This is a genomic window from Hydrogenophaga sp. (genome assembly GCF_041913525.1).
Lineage (GTDB): Bacteria > Pseudomonadota > Gammaproteobacteria > Burkholderiales > Burkholderiaceae_C > Hydrogenophaga.
The window spans coordinates 177,672-194,443 of record NZ_JAYSFD010000006.1 but is presented as its reverse complement, the minus strand read 5'-3'; the positions used below and the strand labels follow the sequence as shown (position 1 = coordinate 194,443).

The 16,772-nt window shown below is 65.3% G+C and carries 18 protein-coding genes and 2 tRNA genes; 8 read left to right on the top strand and 12 right to left on the bottom strand.

Annotation, left to right across the window (positions count from 1 at the left end):
- Positions 1-14: 14 nt before the first annotated feature.
- The gene (locus ACE3RQ_RS10075; RefSeq protein WP_374521840.1) at positions 15-788 is read left to right on the top strand and encodes a MetQ/NlpA family ABC transporter substrate-binding protein; all 774 of its coding nucleotides are present in this window, start codon (positions 15-17) and stop codon (positions 786-788) included.
- A 93-nt stretch (positions 789-881) separates the two neighbouring features.
- Here the strand turns inward: ACE3RQ_RS10075 and ACE3RQ_RS10070 are convergent, their stop codons facing one another.
- Positions 882-1,025: a hypothetical protein gene (locus ACE3RQ_RS10070; RefSeq protein ID WP_374521839.1), complete on the bottom strand. Its 144-nt coding sequence runs from the start codon at positions 1,023-1,025 to the stop codon at positions 882-884.
- A gap of 69 nt (positions 1,026-1,094) precedes the next feature.
- Between ACE3RQ_RS10070 and ACE3RQ_RS10065 the strand changes: the two genes are divergently transcribed.
- Complete coding sequence (locus tag ACE3RQ_RS10065; protein WP_374521838.1) at positions 1,095-3,188, top strand: copper-translocating P-type ATPase; 2,094 nt, start codon at positions 1,095-1,097, stop codon at positions 3,186-3,188.
- Between the two features lie 10 nt (positions 3,189-3,198).
- Here ACE3RQ_RS10065 and ACE3RQ_RS10060 read toward each other — a convergent pair whose 3' ends face one another.
- The 3 genes from ACE3RQ_RS10060 to ACE3RQ_RS10050 are packed head-to-tail and all read right to left on the bottom strand — an operon-like array spanning position 3,199 to position 5,569.
- A complete protein-coding gene (locus ACE3RQ_RS10060) occupies positions 3,199-3,636 on the bottom strand; it encodes a bacteriohemerythrin (RefSeq protein ID WP_374521837.1) in 438 nt (145 codons plus the stop codon).
- Positions 3,637-3,692: 56 nt separating this feature from the next.
- Complete coding sequence (locus ACE3RQ_RS10055) at positions 3,693-4,421, bottom strand: response regulator (RefSeq protein ID WP_374521836.1); 729 nt, start codon at positions 4,419-4,421, stop codon at positions 3,693-3,695.
- Positions 4,418-5,569, bottom strand: a complete 1,152-nt coding sequence (locus ACE3RQ_RS10050) for an ATP-binding protein (protein WP_374521835.1) — start codon at positions 5,567-5,569, stop codon at positions 4,418-4,420. The genes ACE3RQ_RS10055 and ACE3RQ_RS10050 overlap by 4 nt, the downstream gene beginning before the upstream one ends.
- Positions 5,570-5,835: 266 nt before the next feature.
- Here ACE3RQ_RS10050 and ACE3RQ_RS10045 point away from each other — a divergent pair, with 266 nt between their 5' ends.
- Both ACE3RQ_RS10045 and ACE3RQ_RS10040 read left to right on the top strand, forming a co-directional pair.
- Positions 5,836-6,672: a Crp/Fnr family transcriptional regulator gene (locus ACE3RQ_RS10045; protein ID WP_374521834.1), complete on the top strand. Its 837-nt coding sequence runs from the start codon at positions 5,836-5,838 to the stop codon at positions 6,670-6,672.
- A gap of 46 nt (positions 6,673-6,718) precedes the next feature.
- Complete coding sequence (locus ACE3RQ_RS10040) at positions 6,719-7,144, top strand: cytochrome c (RefSeq protein WP_374521833.1); 426 nt, start codon at positions 6,719-6,721, stop codon at positions 7,142-7,144.
- 7 nt (positions 7,145-7,151) lie between these two features.
- Here the strand turns inward: ACE3RQ_RS10040 and hemW are convergent, their stop codons facing one another.
- The 5 genes from hemW to ACE3RQ_RS10015 are packed head-to-tail and all read right to left on the bottom strand — an operon-like array spanning position 7,152 to position 11,614.
- Complete coding sequence (hemW, locus tag ACE3RQ_RS10035; protein ID WP_374521832.1) at positions 7,152-8,363, bottom strand: radical SAM family heme chaperone HemW; 1,212 nt, start codon at positions 8,361-8,363, stop codon at positions 7,152-7,154.
- Positions 8,360-8,977, bottom strand: coding sequence for an RdgB/HAM1 family non-canonical purine NTP pyrophosphatase (rdgB, locus tag ACE3RQ_RS10030; RefSeq protein WP_374521831.1), 618 nt, complete (start codon positions 8,975-8,977; stop codon positions 8,360-8,362). The genes hemW and rdgB overlap by 4 nt, the downstream gene beginning before the upstream one ends.
- The gene (gene rph, locus ACE3RQ_RS10025) at positions 8,974-9,702 is read right to left on the bottom strand and encodes a ribonuclease PH (protein WP_374521830.1); all 729 of its coding nucleotides are present in this window, start codon (positions 9,700-9,702) and stop codon (positions 8,974-8,976) included. Before rph ends, rdgB begins: the two co-directional genes overlap by 4 nt.
- 8 nt (positions 9,703-9,710) lie before the next feature.
- Positions 9,711-10,610, bottom strand: coding sequence for a PP2C family serine/threonine-protein phosphatase (locus ACE3RQ_RS10020; RefSeq protein ID WP_374521829.1), 900 nt, complete (start codon positions 10,608-10,610; stop codon positions 9,711-9,713).
- Positions 10,607-11,614 (bottom strand): serine/threonine protein kinase, encoded by a 1,008-nt coding sequence (locus ACE3RQ_RS10015; RefSeq protein ID WP_374521828.1) that lies wholly within the window; start codon positions 11,612-11,614, stop codon positions 10,607-10,609. The genes ACE3RQ_RS10020 and ACE3RQ_RS10015 overlap by 4 nt, the downstream gene beginning before the upstream one ends.
- 61 nt (positions 11,615-11,675) lie before the next feature.
- Between ACE3RQ_RS10015 and ACE3RQ_RS10010 the strand changes: the two genes are divergently transcribed.
- The 4 genes from ACE3RQ_RS10010 (at position 11,676) to ACE3RQ_RS09995 (ending at position 15,883) form a co-directional block, all read left to right on the top strand.
- Positions 11,676-12,596 (top strand): YicC/YloC family endoribonuclease, encoded by a 921-nt coding sequence (locus tag ACE3RQ_RS10010; RefSeq protein WP_374521827.1) that lies wholly within the window; start codon positions 11,676-11,678, stop codon positions 12,594-12,596.
- A gap of 52 nt (positions 12,597-12,648) precedes the next feature.
- Positions 12,649-13,269 carry a guanylate kinase gene (gene gmk, locus ACE3RQ_RS10005; RefSeq protein WP_374521826.1) on the top strand — a complete coding sequence of 207 codons (621 nt, stop codon included), beginning with the start codon at positions 12,649-12,651 and terminating at the stop codon, positions 13,267-13,269.
- Positions 13,270-13,285: 16 nt separating this feature from the next.
- A complete protein-coding gene (gene rpoZ, locus ACE3RQ_RS10000) occupies positions 13,286-13,489 on the top strand; it encodes a DNA-directed RNA polymerase subunit omega (protein ID WP_374521825.1) in 204 nt (67 codons plus the stop codon).
- A 147-nt stretch (positions 13,490-13,636) separates the two neighbouring features.
- Positions 13,637-15,883: a bifunctional (p)ppGpp synthetase/guanosine-3',5'-bis(diphosphate) 3'-pyrophosphohydrolase gene (locus tag ACE3RQ_RS09995; RefSeq protein WP_374521824.1), complete on the top strand. Its 2,247-nt coding sequence runs from the start codon at positions 13,637-13,639 to the stop codon at positions 15,881-15,883.
- Between the two features lie 19 nt (positions 15,884-15,902).
- Here the strand turns inward: ACE3RQ_RS09995 and greB are convergent, their stop codons facing one another.
- From greB to ACE3RQ_RS09980, 3 genes are all read right to left on the bottom strand, one after another.
- Positions 15,903-16,463: a transcription elongation factor GreB gene (greB, locus tag ACE3RQ_RS09990; RefSeq protein ID WP_374521823.1), complete on the bottom strand. Its 561-nt coding sequence runs from the start codon at positions 16,461-16,463 to the stop codon at positions 15,903-15,905.
- Between the two features lie 64 nt (positions 16,464-16,527).
- A tRNA-Arg gene (locus tag ACE3RQ_RS09985) sits at positions 16,528-16,604 on the bottom strand.
- An 81-nt stretch (positions 16,605-16,685) separates the two neighbouring features.
- Positions 16,686-16,762: transfer RNA gene (locus ACE3RQ_RS09980), tRNA-Ile, on the bottom strand.
- Positions 16,763-16,772 lie beyond the last annotated feature (10 nt).

The following is a 16,772-nucleotide window of genomic DNA, read 5'->3' as shown; positions in this document are numbered from 1 at the left end:
AACGAGGAAACCAAATGAAGAAGCTACTCACCGTCGCCCTGGCCGCGCTGGCCTTTCAAGTCTCTGCCGCCGACAAGCTGTCGGTCGGCGCCACGGCGGTGCCCCATGCCGAGCTGCTGGAATTCGTGAAGCCCGAGCTGGCCAAGCAAGGCGTTGAACTCGACATCAAGGTGTTCACCGACTACGTGCAACCCAACGTGCAGGTGGCCGAGAAGCGCCTGGACGCCAACTTCTTCCAGCACCTGCCCTACCTGAAGGAATTCAACAAGGGCAAGGGCACCACGCTGGTGAGCGTGGTGGGCGTGCACGTGGAGCCCTTCGGCGCCTACAGCCAGAAGGTCAAGCAACTGGGTGAACTGAAGGAAGGCGCCACCGTGGCCATCCCCAACGACGCCACCAACGGCGGCCGCGCCCTGCTGCTGCTGGCCAAGGCCGGCACCATCACCCTGAAAGACCCGGCCAACATCCTGGCCACCCCGCGCGACGTGACGGGCAACTCCAAGAAGCTGAAGTTCCGCGAACTCGAAGCCGCCACCCTGCCGCGCGTGCTCAACCAGGTGGACCTGGCGCTGATCAACACCAACTACGCGCTGGAAGCCAAGCTCAACCCGGCCAAGGACGCGCTGGTGATCGAAGGCAGCGAGTCGCCCTACGTGAACATTCTGGTGAGCCGTGCCGACAACAAGGACACCCCGGCCATGAAGAAGCTGGCCGCCGCCCTCACCTCGCCCGCGGTGAAGAAGTTCATTCAAGAGAAGTACAAGGGCGCTGTCGTGCCCGCTTTCTGATCCACCGGATCAGCGCCCACGCCACCGCGGCCTCGCGGCTGGCGTGGCGCCCCCGGGGCTGACGGACGCGACCCGCCCACTCGCGCTTGACCTTCACATGAGGTCAAGGTTGACACTGGCCACCTCGAACAGGAGAGCGCCATGACATCGACCCATCAGCCCCCGCCGGCCACCGGGCACGGCCACGATCACCACGATCACCACGATCACCACGATCACCACGATCACCACGATCACCACCACCCGCCGGTCGCCCCGCCCCGGGCGGCGTCGCCGGCGCCGCAGGGCGCGGAATACACCTGCCCCATGCACCCGCAAATCCGGCAGATCGGACCGGGCCACTGCCCCATCTGCGGCATGGCGCTGGAGCCGGTGGTGGCCAGTGCCGACGCGGGCGAGACCCCCGAGTTGCGCGACATGACGCGCCGTTTCTGGATCGCCCTGGCGCTCACGCTGCCCGTGTTCGCGCTGGAGATGGGCGCCCACCTGATCGACCTGCACCACCTGGTCGCGCCCCACACGTCCAACGCCATCCAGTTGGTGCTGGGCACGCCCGTGGTGCTCTGGGCGGGCTGGCCCTTCTTTGCGCGGGCCGCGGCCTCGGTTCGCCACCGCAGCCTCAACATGTTCACGCTGATCGCCCTGGGCACCGGGGCGGCCTGGCTCTACAGCCTGGTGGCCACCCTGGCGCCACACCTGTTTCCACTAGCCATGCGCGGGGCCGACGGCGCCGTGGCGGTGTACTTCGAGGCCGCCGCGGTCATCACCGTGCTGGTGTTGCTGGGCCAGGTGCTGGAACTGCGGGCGCGCGAGAAAACGTCCGGCGCCATCAAGGCCCTGCTGGGCCTGGCGCCCAAGACGGCCATGCGGGTGCGCCCCGACGGCAGCGATGAGACGGTGCCAGTGGACAGCATCCAGGTGGGCGACCTGCTGCGCGTGCGCCCTGGTGAAAAGGTGCCGGTGGACGGCGAGCTGACCGAAGGCCGGGGCCATGTGGACGAATCGATGGTGACAGGCGAACCCATGCCGGTGGCCAAGGCGCCGGGCGCCCCGGTGACCGCTGGCACCATGAACCAGACGGGTGGTTTCGTGATGCGCGCCACCAAGGTGGGGGCCGACACCTTGCTGGCGCAGATCGTGCACATGGTCGCCGCCGCACAACGCAGCCGCGCCCCCATTCAGCGCATGGCCGACCAGGTGGCCGGCTGGTTCGTGCCGGTCGTGATTGGCGTGGCCGCGCTCACCTTTGTGGCCTGGCTGCTCTGGGGGCCAGCGCCGGCGCTGAGCCACGCCCTCATCAACGCGGTGGCGGTGCTCATCATTGCCTGCCCCTGCGCCCTGGGCTTGGCCACGCCCATGTCGATCATGGTGGGCGTGGGCAAGGGGGCGCAGCACGGCGTGCTGATCCGCGACGCCGAAGCCCTGGAAAAGATGGAGCAGGTCAACACCCTGGTGGTGGACAAGACCGGCACGCTGACCGAAGGCCGGCCTCGGGTGGTGCACACCGAGGCCGCGCCCGGCTTCGCCGCCAGCGAGGTGCTGCGCCTGCTGGCCAGCGTGGAGCGCGCCAGTGAGCACCCCCTGGCCATGGCCATCGTGGCCGAGGCGCAGGCACGCGACTTGCCGGCGGCCCCGGTGAGCGATTTCGACTCCCCCGTGGGCAAGGGCGTGATCGGCACGGTTGACCGCCAGCACGTGGTCTCGGGCAGCGCCCGCTTCCTTGCCGACCACGCGATCGACACCCAGGCGCTGCACGCCGCAGCACAAGCCTGGCGCGAGCAGGCCGCGACCGTCATCTTCGTGGGCATCGATGGCCGGCTGGCCGGCTTTGTGTCCATCGCCGACCCCATCAAGCCCACCACACCCACCGCCGTGGCGGCGCTCAAGGCCGAGGGGGTTCGCCTCGTGATGCTCACCGGCGACGGCCAGACCACCGCCGAGGTGGTGGGCCGTCAGCTCGGCATTGACGAGGTCGTGGGCGAGGTGTTGCCCGAAGACAAGGCCGCCGTGGTGCGGCGCCTGCAGGCCGAGGGCCGGGTGGTGGCCATGGCCGGCGACGGCGTGAACGACGCCCCCGCCCTGGCGCAGGCCAGCGTGGGCATTGCCATGGGCACCGGCACCGACGTGGCCATGGAGAGCGCCGGCATCACCCTGCTCAAGGGCGACCTGCTGGGCCTTGTGCGGGCGCGCTCCCTGTCGCGCGCGACGATGCGCAACATCCGCCAGAACCTGTTCCTGAGCTTCGCCTACAACGTGGCCGGCATTCCCTTGGCGGCGGGGCTGCTGTACCCCGCCTTCGGTTGGCTGCTGTCACCGGTGGTGGCGGCCGCGGCCATGGCGCTGTCGTCGGTGAGCGTGATCGCCAACGCGCTTCGCCTGCGTGCCGCACGGGTGAACTGAACCGGCCTCTTCAGCGCAGGTTCAGCCCCCGCTTGATCACCACCGCCTTGCCACCCAGGCGGCTTTTGTTGGCCCAGTGGGCCAGGGCCGAATCGAGGTGCTGGGAGTGCTTGGGGAACCACTCGACCAGGTGGGCCAGCAAATCGCGCGCAATGTCCAGCCGGCCCTCGGCCAGGCGTTCGCGCACCTCGCGCACCGAGGCCAGCACCGCGGCGTGCTCGTCCATGTGGCACTGCCGGGGCGGGAACTCGGTGTCCAGCATCAGTTTGTCTTCTGCGCCGAAGTGTTCTTCCAGGTGCTTCAGCAGTTCGTCGTAGAGCGCAAGCCAGTTCGCGTCGTCGGCCTCTTGCAAGGCCCGCACATGGCCGACGAAGGCCTCGTGGTAGGTGTCAATGGCGCTGTGGCCGAGCAAAAAATCGTCGTGCCAGGTGAGGGTATCGGCGGTCATGGAAACGGGGGGCGAAATCGGTTGGAACAGAGCCAATTGTCTCTTGCGCTGTGCACTCAAACGCCCGCACCGGGGGCGGCATCGGGCAGCAGGGGGTGGTCAGGCACGTGGAGATGCTCGGGCAAAGGAGGCGCGCCCACATGGTGCTCCAGCCCGAAGCGAATCAGCGCTGCCGTGCTGTCCAGGCCTAGCTTTTCCAAGATGTGCGTTTTGTGGGTGCTCACCGTCTTGATCGACAGGTGCAGATCCTCTGCAATGTCGGTGAGCTTCTGGCCCTTCACGATGCGCTGCAAGATGTCCAGTTCGCGGTTGCTCAGCAGGTCCAACTTGGGGCCGGCCTGAGGCGCGTGCAGCTGCTGGATCACGCGTGCGGCCAAGGCGGTGGAGATGTAGACCCCCCCCGCGGCCACCTGGGCCACTGCGTTCAGCAGCTCCTGAGCGGCGCAGTCTTTGGTGACGAAGCCCTGGGCACCGGCCTCAAACGCGCGCACCGCGTACTGCTCTTCGCTGTGCATGGTGAGCACCAGCACGAACACGCCGGGAAAGTCGCGGCGGATGCGGCGCACCAGGTCAAAGCCGTTCATGCGCGGCATGGACAAGTCCAGCACCACCAGGTCAAAGGCAGAGGCGCGCAGCGCGTCCAGTGCCTCGAAGCCGTGGGCGGCCTCCTGAATGGCCCAGTTCTCGTTCGCGCCACTGAGCAGGCGCATCAGCCCCTGGCGCACCACGGCATGGTCGTCCACCAGCAGGATCCGCAAGGTATGTGATGAGGGCGACAGATTCATGACAAACCGTCCCCGCCAGTTGTGCCCGAAAAGCCTGAGAGAGGGCCATCATCACGAACCGGCGCCGGGGCGGCTGCGACCGACCGAACGGGCAAACGCGCCTCCAGGTGCGCCCCACCCCATTCGCCGCGCCCCAACCACACGGTGCCGCCCAGCATCAACGCGCGTTCACGAATGCCGATCAGTCCGAACGAACCGGTCGGTCGCAATGGCGTGACGCCAAACCCCACGCCATCGTCCTGCACCGAGATAACCAACTGCCCATCGCGCACGAACAGCCGCACCTGCACCTGCGTGGCCCGTGCATGACGAGCCACATTGGTGAGCGCCTCTTGCACGATGCGATAGGCCGGCGTGGCCAGCATCGCGGGCAAGCGCTCGGGCAATACATCAATGCGAACCTGAACCTGAAGACCCGTGCGGGCCTGATGCTGGCGACACAACCACTCAATGGCCGCCACAGGCCCCAGGTCGTCCAGCATGGGAGGGCGCAGATCAGCGGCGATGCGCCGCACCGCGGCCACGGTCTCGTCCAGCGTGCGAAACACGGGCTCCGATGTCGTCACCTCGTGTTGCATGGCACAGGCACTCAACTCCAGTTTCAGCGCCGTCAGGCGCTGACCCAGCTCGTCGTGCAGTTCGCGGGCAAAGTGCCGGCGCTCTTCCTCGCGCGCATCCACCAGACTGGCCGACAACTCTCGCAGGGTACGCCGCGATCGCAACAACTGGCGCAACTCGGACGCTCGCAAGGTAACGTCCACAAGCGCCATCTGCACCCATTGGCGTCCCTGCCAGTGAAGGTGGGTGACGGTAACCTCCACGTCGCGCGCCGTGCCGTCGTGCCGATTTAGGCGAAGCGACACGCCAGGCACTGCCCCTCGGGGAGCGTCAGACCGCATGGCCGATTGCAGCGCTTCACTTGCAGCCGGCCCCAGCCATTGGGCCAACGACCGCCCTGCAAACGAATCGGGCGAGGGTGCCCTGAAGAGTTGCGCACACGCGCGGTTGGCCCACAACACCTGATCTTGCTCGATTACCCACATGGCCACCGGCGCAGCTTCCATTGCGTGGCGCCAGGGATATGCGTCCATCGTGCCCTGCACAGCCAAGCCGGGCGACGATGCCGGAAAACGAGGGTCGTGGGTCACGCTTGTCTCCGTCTGGTTGGCACTCATTTTTCTGTGTCGGCCACCCGGCTGCCAGGGTGTGGCAGCGGCTTGCCGTGCGCACCAGTGGACAAGGTTGCAACGAATCCGGCATTTCTACAAGGTGCAACACCCGTCATGCCTTGACACAGATCAAGCTTCGGCAGATCGGATTATTCCTATCGACTTCAATCCATTAGTCCTATGGAATCAAACATACGGCAACAGGCATTCTGATTTCATCTTTATTCATTCACCCGGAGACAGCCTTGAATCCCACGTTCCTCACCCCCGGCAACAGTCACGCGCTCGATTCCGATTTGGCAATCGAGTCCAACCTTCTTGCCTTGCTGGAGCTCCTGGGCATGCCCCCGCACGACCGCGAACACGCTGCCCGTCAGCCGCTGGTGATCAGGCGCATCAAGGCTCGCCACGCCGTGTATCAGTGGGGTGAGCCAGTGCGTGCCCTGGCCGTGATTCGACACGGTAGCTTCAAGCTGTGCCACCTGGACGAATCGGGGTATGAGCAAGTCAGTGGCTTGGCCATGCGAGGGGATGTGCTGGGCATGGAAAGCTTTGATCTCCCACAACACAACAGCGATGCCGTGGCACTGGAGGACGCTTCCGTGTTCCTGCTGCCACGCGATCAACTCACTGCGCTGGCAACGTGCATGCCCCCTCTGGCCCAGGCACTTCAGCAAGCCAGTGGTCGACGCCTTCGCCAGTCTCAGGCGCTGGTGGACGTGCTGGCCGCCGTGGCCTCGGAGGTACGGCTGGCAAGGTTTCTGTTGTGGCACGGTCGCCAAATGGCAGAGGACGGCTGGTCACCTCGCCGTCTGCACCTGCGAATGGGCCGGAGAGACCTCGCCAGCCTGCTGGGTGTGGCGCATGAAACCGTGAGTCGTTCGTTCACCGCGCTGTCCATGGCGGGGCTGATTGCCGTGGAAGACCGCGACATCGAGATCCTCGATCCGTTGCGCCTGCAAACCTTTGCACGCAACACACGCCGCCCACAAGAAGAGTCTCGCGCCTGTGGCAACTTGCGCCCCACATCTGCCGCCAGCCCTGCTGCATCGAGTGGTCGGCGTTCGGCTTACATGGCCTAGCACCTCGGTTTTCCCCCGTCCCTTCACCAACCACCTGGAGATCGCCATGAAAATGCGTGCCAATTCCTGCCTCGTCTTGCTCATGGGCTCTGCTTTGCTGGGCACTGCCTGGGCAGATGGACAGAAGAGCGCCGACTTCGGCAAACGCGAATTCGAAGCCAACTGCGCCAGTTGCCACGGCATGGACGCCAAGGGCAAAGGCCCGCTGGTGCCCTTCCTCACGAAAAGCCCGCCCGACCTCACCCAACTGGCCCGCCAGAACAACGGCGTGCTGCCCATGGCCCGGCTTTACGACGTGATCGATGGCGCCGGCGTGCCCGCCCACGGCTCGCGCGACATGCCGGTGTGGGGGCGCGATTACCGCATCAAGGACGCCGAGTACTACCAAGAAGCGCCCTACAACCCCGAGGCCCAGGTGCGCGCCCGCATCCTGGCCCTGCTGGAATACGTCTCGCGCCTGCAGGCGAAGTGATCAGCCCTCAGTCCGGCAGGAACAGCGCCTGCAGGTCCGACAAAAAGTCAAAGCCGCGCTCGGTCGGCCAGGCGCGGTGGGCGTCGCGTTGCAGCCAGCCCTGGGCAATGCCTTGCTCAAGGGCGGGCGCAATGGCCGAGAGCGGCAGCCCGGTGCGGTCCATGAAGTCTTGCAGCGCAAAGCCGTGGCGCAGGCGCAGCGCGTTGAGCATGTACTCAAACGGCAGGTCGGCCCGCGCCACCTCTTCCAGGCTGGTCACTGGCTCGCCCGCCAGGGCCCGCTCCATGTACAGGCGCGGCTCGCGCCAGCGCACCTGGCGCACCACGCGGTGGGCAAAACTCAGCTTGCCGTGCGCCCCCGCGCCAATGCCCAGGTAGTCGCCAAAACGCCAGTAGTTCAGGTTGTGCCGGCAGGCGTGCCCCTCGCGCGCGTAGGCCGACACCTCGTACCGGTCCATGCCGGCCGCCGCGGTCAGCTCGGTGATGCGGTCGAGCATGGCGTAGGCGTCGTCCTCGGGCGGCAGCTTGGGCGGGAACTTGGCGAAATAGGTGTTGGGCTCCAGCGTCAGGTGGTAGATCGACACATGCGGCGGCGCAAACGACAGCGCCGTGCGGATGTCTTGCTCGCAGGCGGCCAGCGTTTGCCCCGGCAGCGCGTACATCACGTCCAGGTTGAAGGTGTCGAACGACTGCGCCGCCTCTTCCACCGCGGCCAGCGCCTGGGCGCGGTCGTGCACGCGGCCCAGGGCCTTGAGCGCCGCATCGTCAAAGCTCTGCACCCCGATCGACAGGCGCGTGACGCCGGCCTGTCGGAAAGCGCGGAAGCGGTCTTTCTCAAACGTGCCGGGGTTGGCCTCCAGCGTCACCTCGCAATCGGCCTCCAGGCGCAGGCGGGCGCGCACATCGCTGAGCAGGCGGTCAATCGCGTCGGGCGAGAACAGGCTGGGCGTGCCGCCGCCAATGAAGATGCTGTGCACCGTGCGGCCCCAGATCAGGGGCAGCGAGGCCTCAAGATCGGCGCGCAGGGCATCGAGGTAGCGCTGCTCGGGCATCGCGTCGCCGCCCGTGCCGGCCCACTCGTGCGAGTTGAAGTCGCAATAGGGGCACTTCTTCAGGCACCAGGGCAGGTGGATGTAGAGCGACAGCGGCGGCAGGCTGGAGAGCTGCAGCGTGCCCGGGCGCATCCAGTGCCCCGGGTCGTTCCAGCGCTCGGTGCTCATGGCTGGGACGCGAACCAACGCTCGCGCATCAACGCCAGCATCTGCTGCGCGGCCTGGCCGCGGTGGCTGTGCGCGTTCTTCACCTCGGGCGGCAGCTCGGCAAAGGTCTTGCCCAGCGCGGGCAGGTACATCACCGGGTCAAAGCCAAAGCCCTGGGTGCCCACGCGTTCGCGCGTGATCAGCCCTGGCGCGCGGCCCGTGGCCACCAGGGGCTCCGGGTCGTCGGCGTGGCGCAGCGCCACCAGGGTGCTCACCAGCGCGGCGCGGCGGTCGGCCACGTCGTGCATCTGCTCCAGCAGGGCGGTGACGTTGTGGTCATCGCCCTTGGGGTAGCCGCGCGTGGTGGCGTAATAGGCGGTGTCCACGCCTGGCAAGCCCCCAAAGGCCTCCACGCACAGGCCGGCGTCGTCGGCAATGGCGGGCAGGCCGCTCAGGCGCGCGGCGTGGCGGGCCTTGGCCAGCGCGTTTTCAATGAAGGTGCGGTGCGGCTCGGGCGCCTCGGGAATGCCCAGGTCGGCCTGGCGCACCAGCTCCACCCCCAGCGGGGCCAACAGCGCCTGCAACTCGGCCAGCTTGCCCGCGTTGTTCGAGGCCAGCACCAGTTTCGTCGTCATGCCTTCAACGCCGCTTTCTGCAAGGCCACCAGCTCGGCAATGCCCTTCTCGGCCAGCATGAGCAACTCGTCCATCTCGCGGCGGGTGAAGGCCACGCCCTCGGCGGTGCCCTGCACCTCCACGTAGTGCCCGGCGCCGGTCATCACCACGTTCATGTCGGTGTCGCAGGTGGAATCTTCCACGTACTCCAGGTCAAGCAGCGGCGCGCCGTTCAGGATGCCCACCGAGATGGCGGCCACGTGGTCTTTGATGGGGGACTCGCCAATCTTGCCCTCGGCCAGCAGGCGCGTCACCGCGTCGTGCGCGGCCACGAAGGCGCCGGTGATGCTGGCCGTGCGGGTGCCGCCATCGGCCTGCAGCACGTCGCAGTCCAGCGAAATGGTGCGCTCGCCCAGCTTCTGCAGGTCAAACACGGCGCGCAGCGAGCGGCCGATCAGGCGCTGGATCTCTTGCGTGCGCCCGCTCTGCTTGCCCTTGGCCGCCTCGCGGTCGCTGCGGGTGTGGGTGGCGCGCGGCAGCATGCCGTATTCGGCCGTCACCCAGCCCTCGCCCGAGCCGCGCTTGTGGGGCGGCACCTTCTCTTCCACCGAGGCGGTGCACAGCACCTTGGTGTTGCCAAACTCGATCAGCACCGAGCCTTCGGCATGCATGGTGTACCCCCGGGTGATGCGAACGGCGCGCAGCGCATCGGCGGCCCGTTCACCGGGTCGAACAATCTTGCTCATGTTTTCCTTCAGGATTGGCGAGCCGCGGTGCGGCGAATCGCTTCGTTGATTTCGGCAATGGAGCGCTCGATGGCCTCGTCGTCCATGTCTTCCAGCGTGGGGTCTGGCGTGCCGGTCTGGATGGTCGAGGCAAAGCCGCCATCCTCAATGTCATCGGTGGACACGTTCGTGCCATGAAAGGCCTCGACCGTTTCCCACTCCATGGCCAACACGGTCACGTTGTCGCAGCGGGCACCGCCTCGCTGCAGGGCCATCTCCACCAACTCGGGAACCGCCCGGTCCAACGGGGCGGCCGCCAGGTGCTCCACGATCTCGGCGTCACTCACCGTGCCCCACAAGCCATCAGAGCACAGCAACACCCGGTCGCCATGCTCCAGCAACAACGGACCCGACAGGTCAAAGACCGGCTTGGCGGGAGAGCCCAGGCAGGTGAACAGGATGTTGCGGTTGATGTGGTTCGTGGAACGCCCCAGGTGGGCCTGCTGCTCCATGTACGAATGGTCGCGCGTGCGGGTGAGCAGTTGCCCCTTGCGCACGATGTACAGGCGCGAATCGCCGCAGTGCACCCAGTTCACATGGCCACGCTCCATGATGGCCGCCACCAGCGTGGTGCGCGGCGTGTCCAGCATGCCCTTCTCGGCCGCGTAGCGAATGATCTGGTGATGGGCGGCCATCAGGGCGCTCGAGAGAAACTCGGGCACCTCTTTCACCGTGGGGTTGGCCGCCTTCTGGAAATAGGCCGAGAAGGTCTGCAGCGCCAGTTGCGCCGCCATGGCACCTTCAGGGTGCCCACCCATGCCGTCGGCCAGCACAAACAAACCAGACTCGCGGGTGTAGGCATACCCCATGCGGTCTTCATTGCGCTCGCGACCGCCCTGGCGGCTGATCTGGTAGACCGAAAACTTCATCGGAATCGGGTGCCCACGTGCGACGACTTGCGACCGGCCTTCTTCGTGTCAGAGACGATGTTGTCAAACTGCAGGCGCATCTTCTCGGCCACGGTCAGCTTGGTGTAGCTGCGCTCGGTCTCGCGGCTGAGTTCCTTCTGCAGCGCAAACACCGACTGCGGGCGAGAAAGCGGATCGAGCGACATGCACCATTCCACCACCTCGATCAGGTTGTCGGAATACACACCGCGCAAACGGGACAAGGCCAGAGACAGGCGGTCTTTCTCAAGACGCTGCGGGGCGTCGTTGGGCGGATAGCCCTGCATGCTGGCGTAGATGCAAGCACCAATGGCGTAGATATCGGTCCAGGGGCCCATGGACGAGTCGCGGCGGTACATCTCAGGCGCGGCAAAGCCCGGCGTGTACATGGGGCGAATGAAATTGCCCTCTTTGCTCAGCACCTCGCGCGCCGCGCCAAAGTCAATGAGCACCGCCCGGTTGTCGTCGGTGACAAAGATGTTGGCCGGTTTGATGTCCAGGTGCAGCATCTTGTGCTGGTGCACGATGCGAAGGCCGCGCAGCACCTCGTCGTAGAGGGAACGGATGGTGGACTCGCGGAACACCTTCTGCTTCTTCAACTCGCGAGCGGTGATGATGAACTCTTGAAGGGACGCGCCCTCCAGGTAGTTCATCACCATGTAGACGGTTTCGTTCTCGCGAAAGAAGTTCAGCACGCTCACCACCGACTGGTGGGATATCTGCGCCAGGGCTCGGCCCTCTTCAAAAAAGCTCTTGAGGCCCAGGCGGTAAAGCGACAACTTCTCGGGCTGCACCTGCGGCAGCAGCTCGCCGGGGGCGCGCGACGCCAGGGAAGAGGGCAAGTATTCCTTGATGGCGACCTGCTGGCCCTCGGTGTCCACCGCCAGGTAGACCACACCAAACCCGCCCGCCGCCAGCTTGCGCACGATTCGGTAACCACCAATGATGGTGTCGGGCGGCAAGGGGGCGGGTTTGACCTTTGACATAATTCGAAAGGAATCCGGAACGCCCCGTTTCGGAGCACAGCACCAGGTAAGGCCCAGAGCCATGGCAGTTTACAGCATGACCGGTTACGCGACCGCCCAATGGGTTGGTCCCACGAGCCTCTCAAATCCCGAGGCCACCGGCGAAAACCGCCCGGCTCTCGGCATCGAAATCCGCTCGGTCAACAGCCGCTTCCTCGACCTGAGCTTCAAGCTCGCCGACGACCTGCGCGCCACCGAGCCCACCCTGCGCGAAAAGCTCGCTGCCCGTCTGAAGCGCGGCAAGGTTGAAATCCGCGCCTGGATTGAAGGCAAACAAGACGCCCTCGGCCGCACACCTGGCATGGGTGAGTTGCAGCGCCTGGCCGGCGTGCAAGACGCCATCCGCACCTGGTTACCCCAAGCCGCCCCCCTGAGCGTGGCCGAAGTCATCCAGCTCACCGCCCGCCAAGGTGGCGCCCCCGGCCAGTGGCACGACGCCCTGCTCGACCTGGCCGAAGGCGCCATCGAACAATTGCTGCTGGCCCGTGAGCGCGAAGGCGAGCGCCTGTGCGCCATGCTGTTGGACCGCCTGGGCGCCCTGCGCCAGCTCGCCAAGGATGCAGCGCCCCTGATCCCGCAACTTGTCGCCCAGCAGCGTCAGCGCTTCCTGGACCGCTGGAACGAGGCCATGGGCGCCGCGCCGGGCCAATCGGTGACCGCCGAGGCCGCGCAAGACCGCGCCCTCAGCGAGGCCACCGCCTTCGCCATCCGAATCGACGTGGCCGAGGAGCTCACCCGCCTTGACTCCCACCTCACCGAGATCGAGCGCCTCCTGAACAAGGGCGGCGACATCGGCAAACGGCTCGACTTCCTCATCCAGGAACTGCACCGCGAGGCCAACACGCTGGGCTCAAAATCGTCCAGCCTGGACCTGACCCGCATCTCCGTGGACATGAAAGTCCTGATCGAGCAAATGCGCGAGCAGGTGCAGAACATCGAGTGACACCGGCCAGCATCCCTTGGCCCGCCTTCTTTACCCGCCACCCCCTCTCCCCATGGAATACCCCGGCAACCTGTTCGTCGTCGCAGCCCCCAGCGGTGCCGGCAAATCCAGCCTCGTCAAAGCCCTGATGGAACTGGACTCTCGCGTTCAACCATCGGTCTCCCACACCACCCGCCCCCCCCGCGGGCAAGAAGTGCATGGCCGCGAGTACTACTTCGTGAGCCACGAAACCTTCGACCACATGGTGGTGCAAGACGCCTTTCTGGAATGGGCGCTGGTGCATGGCAACCGCTATGGCACCTCCAAACAGGCCATCGAGCAGCGCATGAAGATGGGCGCCGACGTGGTGCTGGAAATCGACTTTCAAGGCGCCCTGCAGGTCAAGCGCATCTTCCCGAACGCCGTGCTGGTGTTCATCCTTCCCCCGAGCTGGGAGGAACTGCGCTCGCGCCTGGAGCGGCGCAACGAAGACAGCGCCGAGACCATCGAACTGCGCCTGAAGAACGCAGCCCAAGAGATGGCCCACGCGAAAGAATTCGACTTCGTTATAATCAATGAGTTATTCGAGCGCGCCTTGTTTGACCTCAAGGCCATCGTCCATGCCCAGCGGCTCAAGTTCGCCGCTCAGCGCAGCGCCCGCAGCGACACCTTCAAAGCGCTCAACATCCACTGATTTACCGGAGCCCCGCATGGCACGTATCACCGTCGAAGATTGCCTGGAAAAAATCCCCAACCGCTTCCAACTGGTGCTGGCCGCCAGCTATCGCGCGCGCATGCTCAGCCAAGGGCACGCCCCGAAGATCGAGAGCAAGAACAAGCCTGGCGTCACCGCCTTGCGTGAAATCGCCGACGGCAAGATCGGCGTCGAGATGCTGAAAAAAGTGCCTCTCTGAAGCCATTGGCTCCTGACCAAAAAACACCGCCACGCGGTGTTTTTTTTCGCCTGAACAGGGCCTGACGAGCCGCTCGCCAAAGGACAAGGCAAAGGGAGTCGCCCGCCCAGCGCAGCAATGGCCTCGTTCTCGCGCTACAGTATCCGGATGACAACCGAGGCCGCCAGCGCCACCCCCTCCGCCGCCCCTGCCGCTGCCAGCGCCGCGGCCGCCAGCTTTGCCGCCCTGCTGGGCAAACTGGACTACCTCTCCCCCGCCGACACCGAAAACGTCAGGCAAGCGTACCGCTTCGCCGACAAAGCCCATCTGGGCCAACTGCGCAAGAACGGTGACCCGTACATCACCCACCCGATTGCAGTGGCGGCTCAATGCGCCGAGTGGAAGCTAGACGCTCAGGCCCTGATGGCCGCGCTCATGCACGACGCCATTGAAGACTGCGGCGTGACCAAACAAGAACTGGTGGAGCAATTCGGGCCCCAGGTGGCAGAACTGGTGGACGGCCTGACCAAACTGGAAAAACTCGAGTTCAACACCCGGGAGCAAAACCAGGCCGAGTCTTTCCGCAAGATGCTGCTGGCCATGGCCAAGGACGTGCGGGTCATCCTGATCAAGCTCGCCGACCGCACCCACAACATGCGCACCATGGGGGACATGCCGCGCAGCAAGTGGCAGCGCATCAGCAGCGAAACGCTCGACATTTACGCCCCCATCGCGCACCGTCTGGGCCTGAACTTCACCTACCGCGAACTGCAAGACCTTTCGTTCCGCTTTCTGCACCCCTGGCGCTACGAGGTGCTGAGCAAAGCACTCAACCGCTCCCGTGGCCGGCGTCGAGACCTCATCGCCAAAGTGCAGGCTGAGGTGGAAGGCGCCTTCCACAAACAAAAGCTGCCCGTGCGGATCATGGGCCGGGAGAAGACCCTGTATTCCGTCTATCACAAGATGGATTCCAAGAACCTCTCGTTCTCGCAGGTCACCGACATTTACGGCTTTCGCATCATCGTGCCCGAACTGGTGGACTGCTACACGGCCCTGGGGATCTTGCACCAGTTGTACAAGCCCGTTCCGGGCAAGTTCCGTGACTATGTGGCCATCCCCAAGCTCAACGGCTACCAGTCGCTGCACACCACGCTCATCGGCCCGGTGGGCACCAACATCGAGTTCCAGGTGCGCACCCATGCCATGGACGTGGTGGCCGAGTCCGGTGTGGCGGCCCACTGGCTCTACAAAGCCAGTGAACCCAATAGTCCCACCTCCCAAAGTCTGGGCACCCAGTGGCTGCAATCGCTGCTGGACATCCAGCAGGAAACGCACGATTCCACCGAGTTCTGGGACCACATCAAGATCGACCTCTTCCCCGATGCGGTCTATGTGTTCACGCCCAAGAGCAAGATCATGGCGTTGCCGCGCGGCGCCACCGTGGTGGACTTCGCCTACGCCATTCACAGCGACATCGGGCACCGCACCGTAGCCGCCCGCATCAACGGCGAACAACGCCCGCTGCGCACCGAACTATCGAACGGCGACGTGGTGGAAATCGTCACCGGTGAAAAGGCCGAGCCCAATCCCGCCTGGCTGTCTTTCGTGAAAACAGGCCGGGCGCGTTCGAAAATTCGCCACCACCTCAAGACAGTGGCCCAAGAAAAGTCGGTTGACCTGGGTGAGCGCATGCTCGGTCAGGCACTGAGATCCGAGGGCATTGCCGAACTGCCCGAGGAACAAGGCACGCACGCCGCCACATGGGACAAGCTGCTTCGCTTCACCGGCAACAAGACCCGAGCCGAGTTGCTGTCAGACATCGGCCTGGGCAAGCGCATCGCCAGCATGGTGGGCAAAAAGCTGGCTCTGCTGTTGACCGAAACCGGCGTGAAGCCAGACACGGTGCTCATCAGCACCGAGCGCTACACCCAGAGCGCCGATGAGCGCGTCTCGCAAGGCGTCATCACGCTGGACGGCAGCGAAGGCCTGTCAGTGCAATACGCGCCCTGCTGCAAACCCATCCCAGGTGACCGCATCGTGGGCTACCTGGGCCGGGGCGAAGGCCTCGTGGTGCACGCCGACGACTGCGCCATCGCCCGCCGCCTGCGCTCCCGCGACGCCGAGCGCTTCCTGGAAGTGGAGTGGGCCGACGAACCCACACGGGCCTTTGACACCACCGTGGTGGTCACCGTGGCCAATGGCAAGGGCGTTCTGGCCAGGGTGGCAGCGGCCATTGCGGCGGCAGAAGCCGACATCACCCACCTCGACATGGGCGACGAGCCCGCGCAGACCGCCACCGACATCCATTTCTCGGTGGCCGTTCGTGACCGCTACCACTTGGCACAAGTGCTGCGCAGCCTCAAGCGCACGCCATCGGTGATCAAGGCACAGCGCTTCAAGCAACCCAAAGCCTGAGCGGCAGCATCGAATCGGCTCAGGCCCGAGTCGGTGGCGGGTACTGCACCGCCACCACCTCCAGCTCCTGGACACCGCCAGGCACCGCCAGGCGAACCACCTCGCCCACCCGCGATTTGAGCAAGGCGCGCGCCACTGGCGATATCCAGCTGATCTGGCCCTGCGCGCTGTCCGCCTCGTCCACGCCCAGGATGGTCACCGTGGTCTCAAGGCCGTCGGCGTCGGCATAGGTCACGGTGGCACCGAAAAACACCTGGTCGCCGCCGTGGTGCACCGAAGGGTCCACGACCTCGGCGATTTCGAGGCGATGGGTGAGGAAGCGGATGCGCCGATCGATCTCGCGCAAACGCTTCTTGCCGTAGAGGTAGTCGCCATTTTCCGAACGATCGCCATTGCTGGCCGCCCAGTGCACGACCTCCACCACCTTGGGCCGCTCGACGTCCATGAGCTGGAACAGCTCGGCACGCAACCTGTCGTAGCCGTCACGGGTGATGTAGTTCTTGCCGCCCGCCACAGGGGGCAGCGGCGGCACTTCGTCGTCGTCTTCCTGGTCGCTCTCGCGGGTGAATGCCTTGCTCATGGGATTCAAGGTTTGACGGACACAAAGAAAAAAGCCTGCAGCTTTTGGCTGCAGGCTTTTTGTGTGGTGCGGCTGGCAGGAATCGAACCCACGACCCCTTGGTTCGTAGCCAAGTACTCTATCCAGCTGAGCTACAGCCGCGAAGCCTTGAATTATAGCCACATTTTTGGCGCTCAGACTTTACTGCCGGAAATTTCTGAAACGCCACCACCAACAAGAGGGTGGTAGGCCGTGTTGGGCTTGAACCAACGACCAAAGGATTATGAGTCCTCTGCTCTAACCAACTGAGCTAACGGCCCGCGAAGCGCG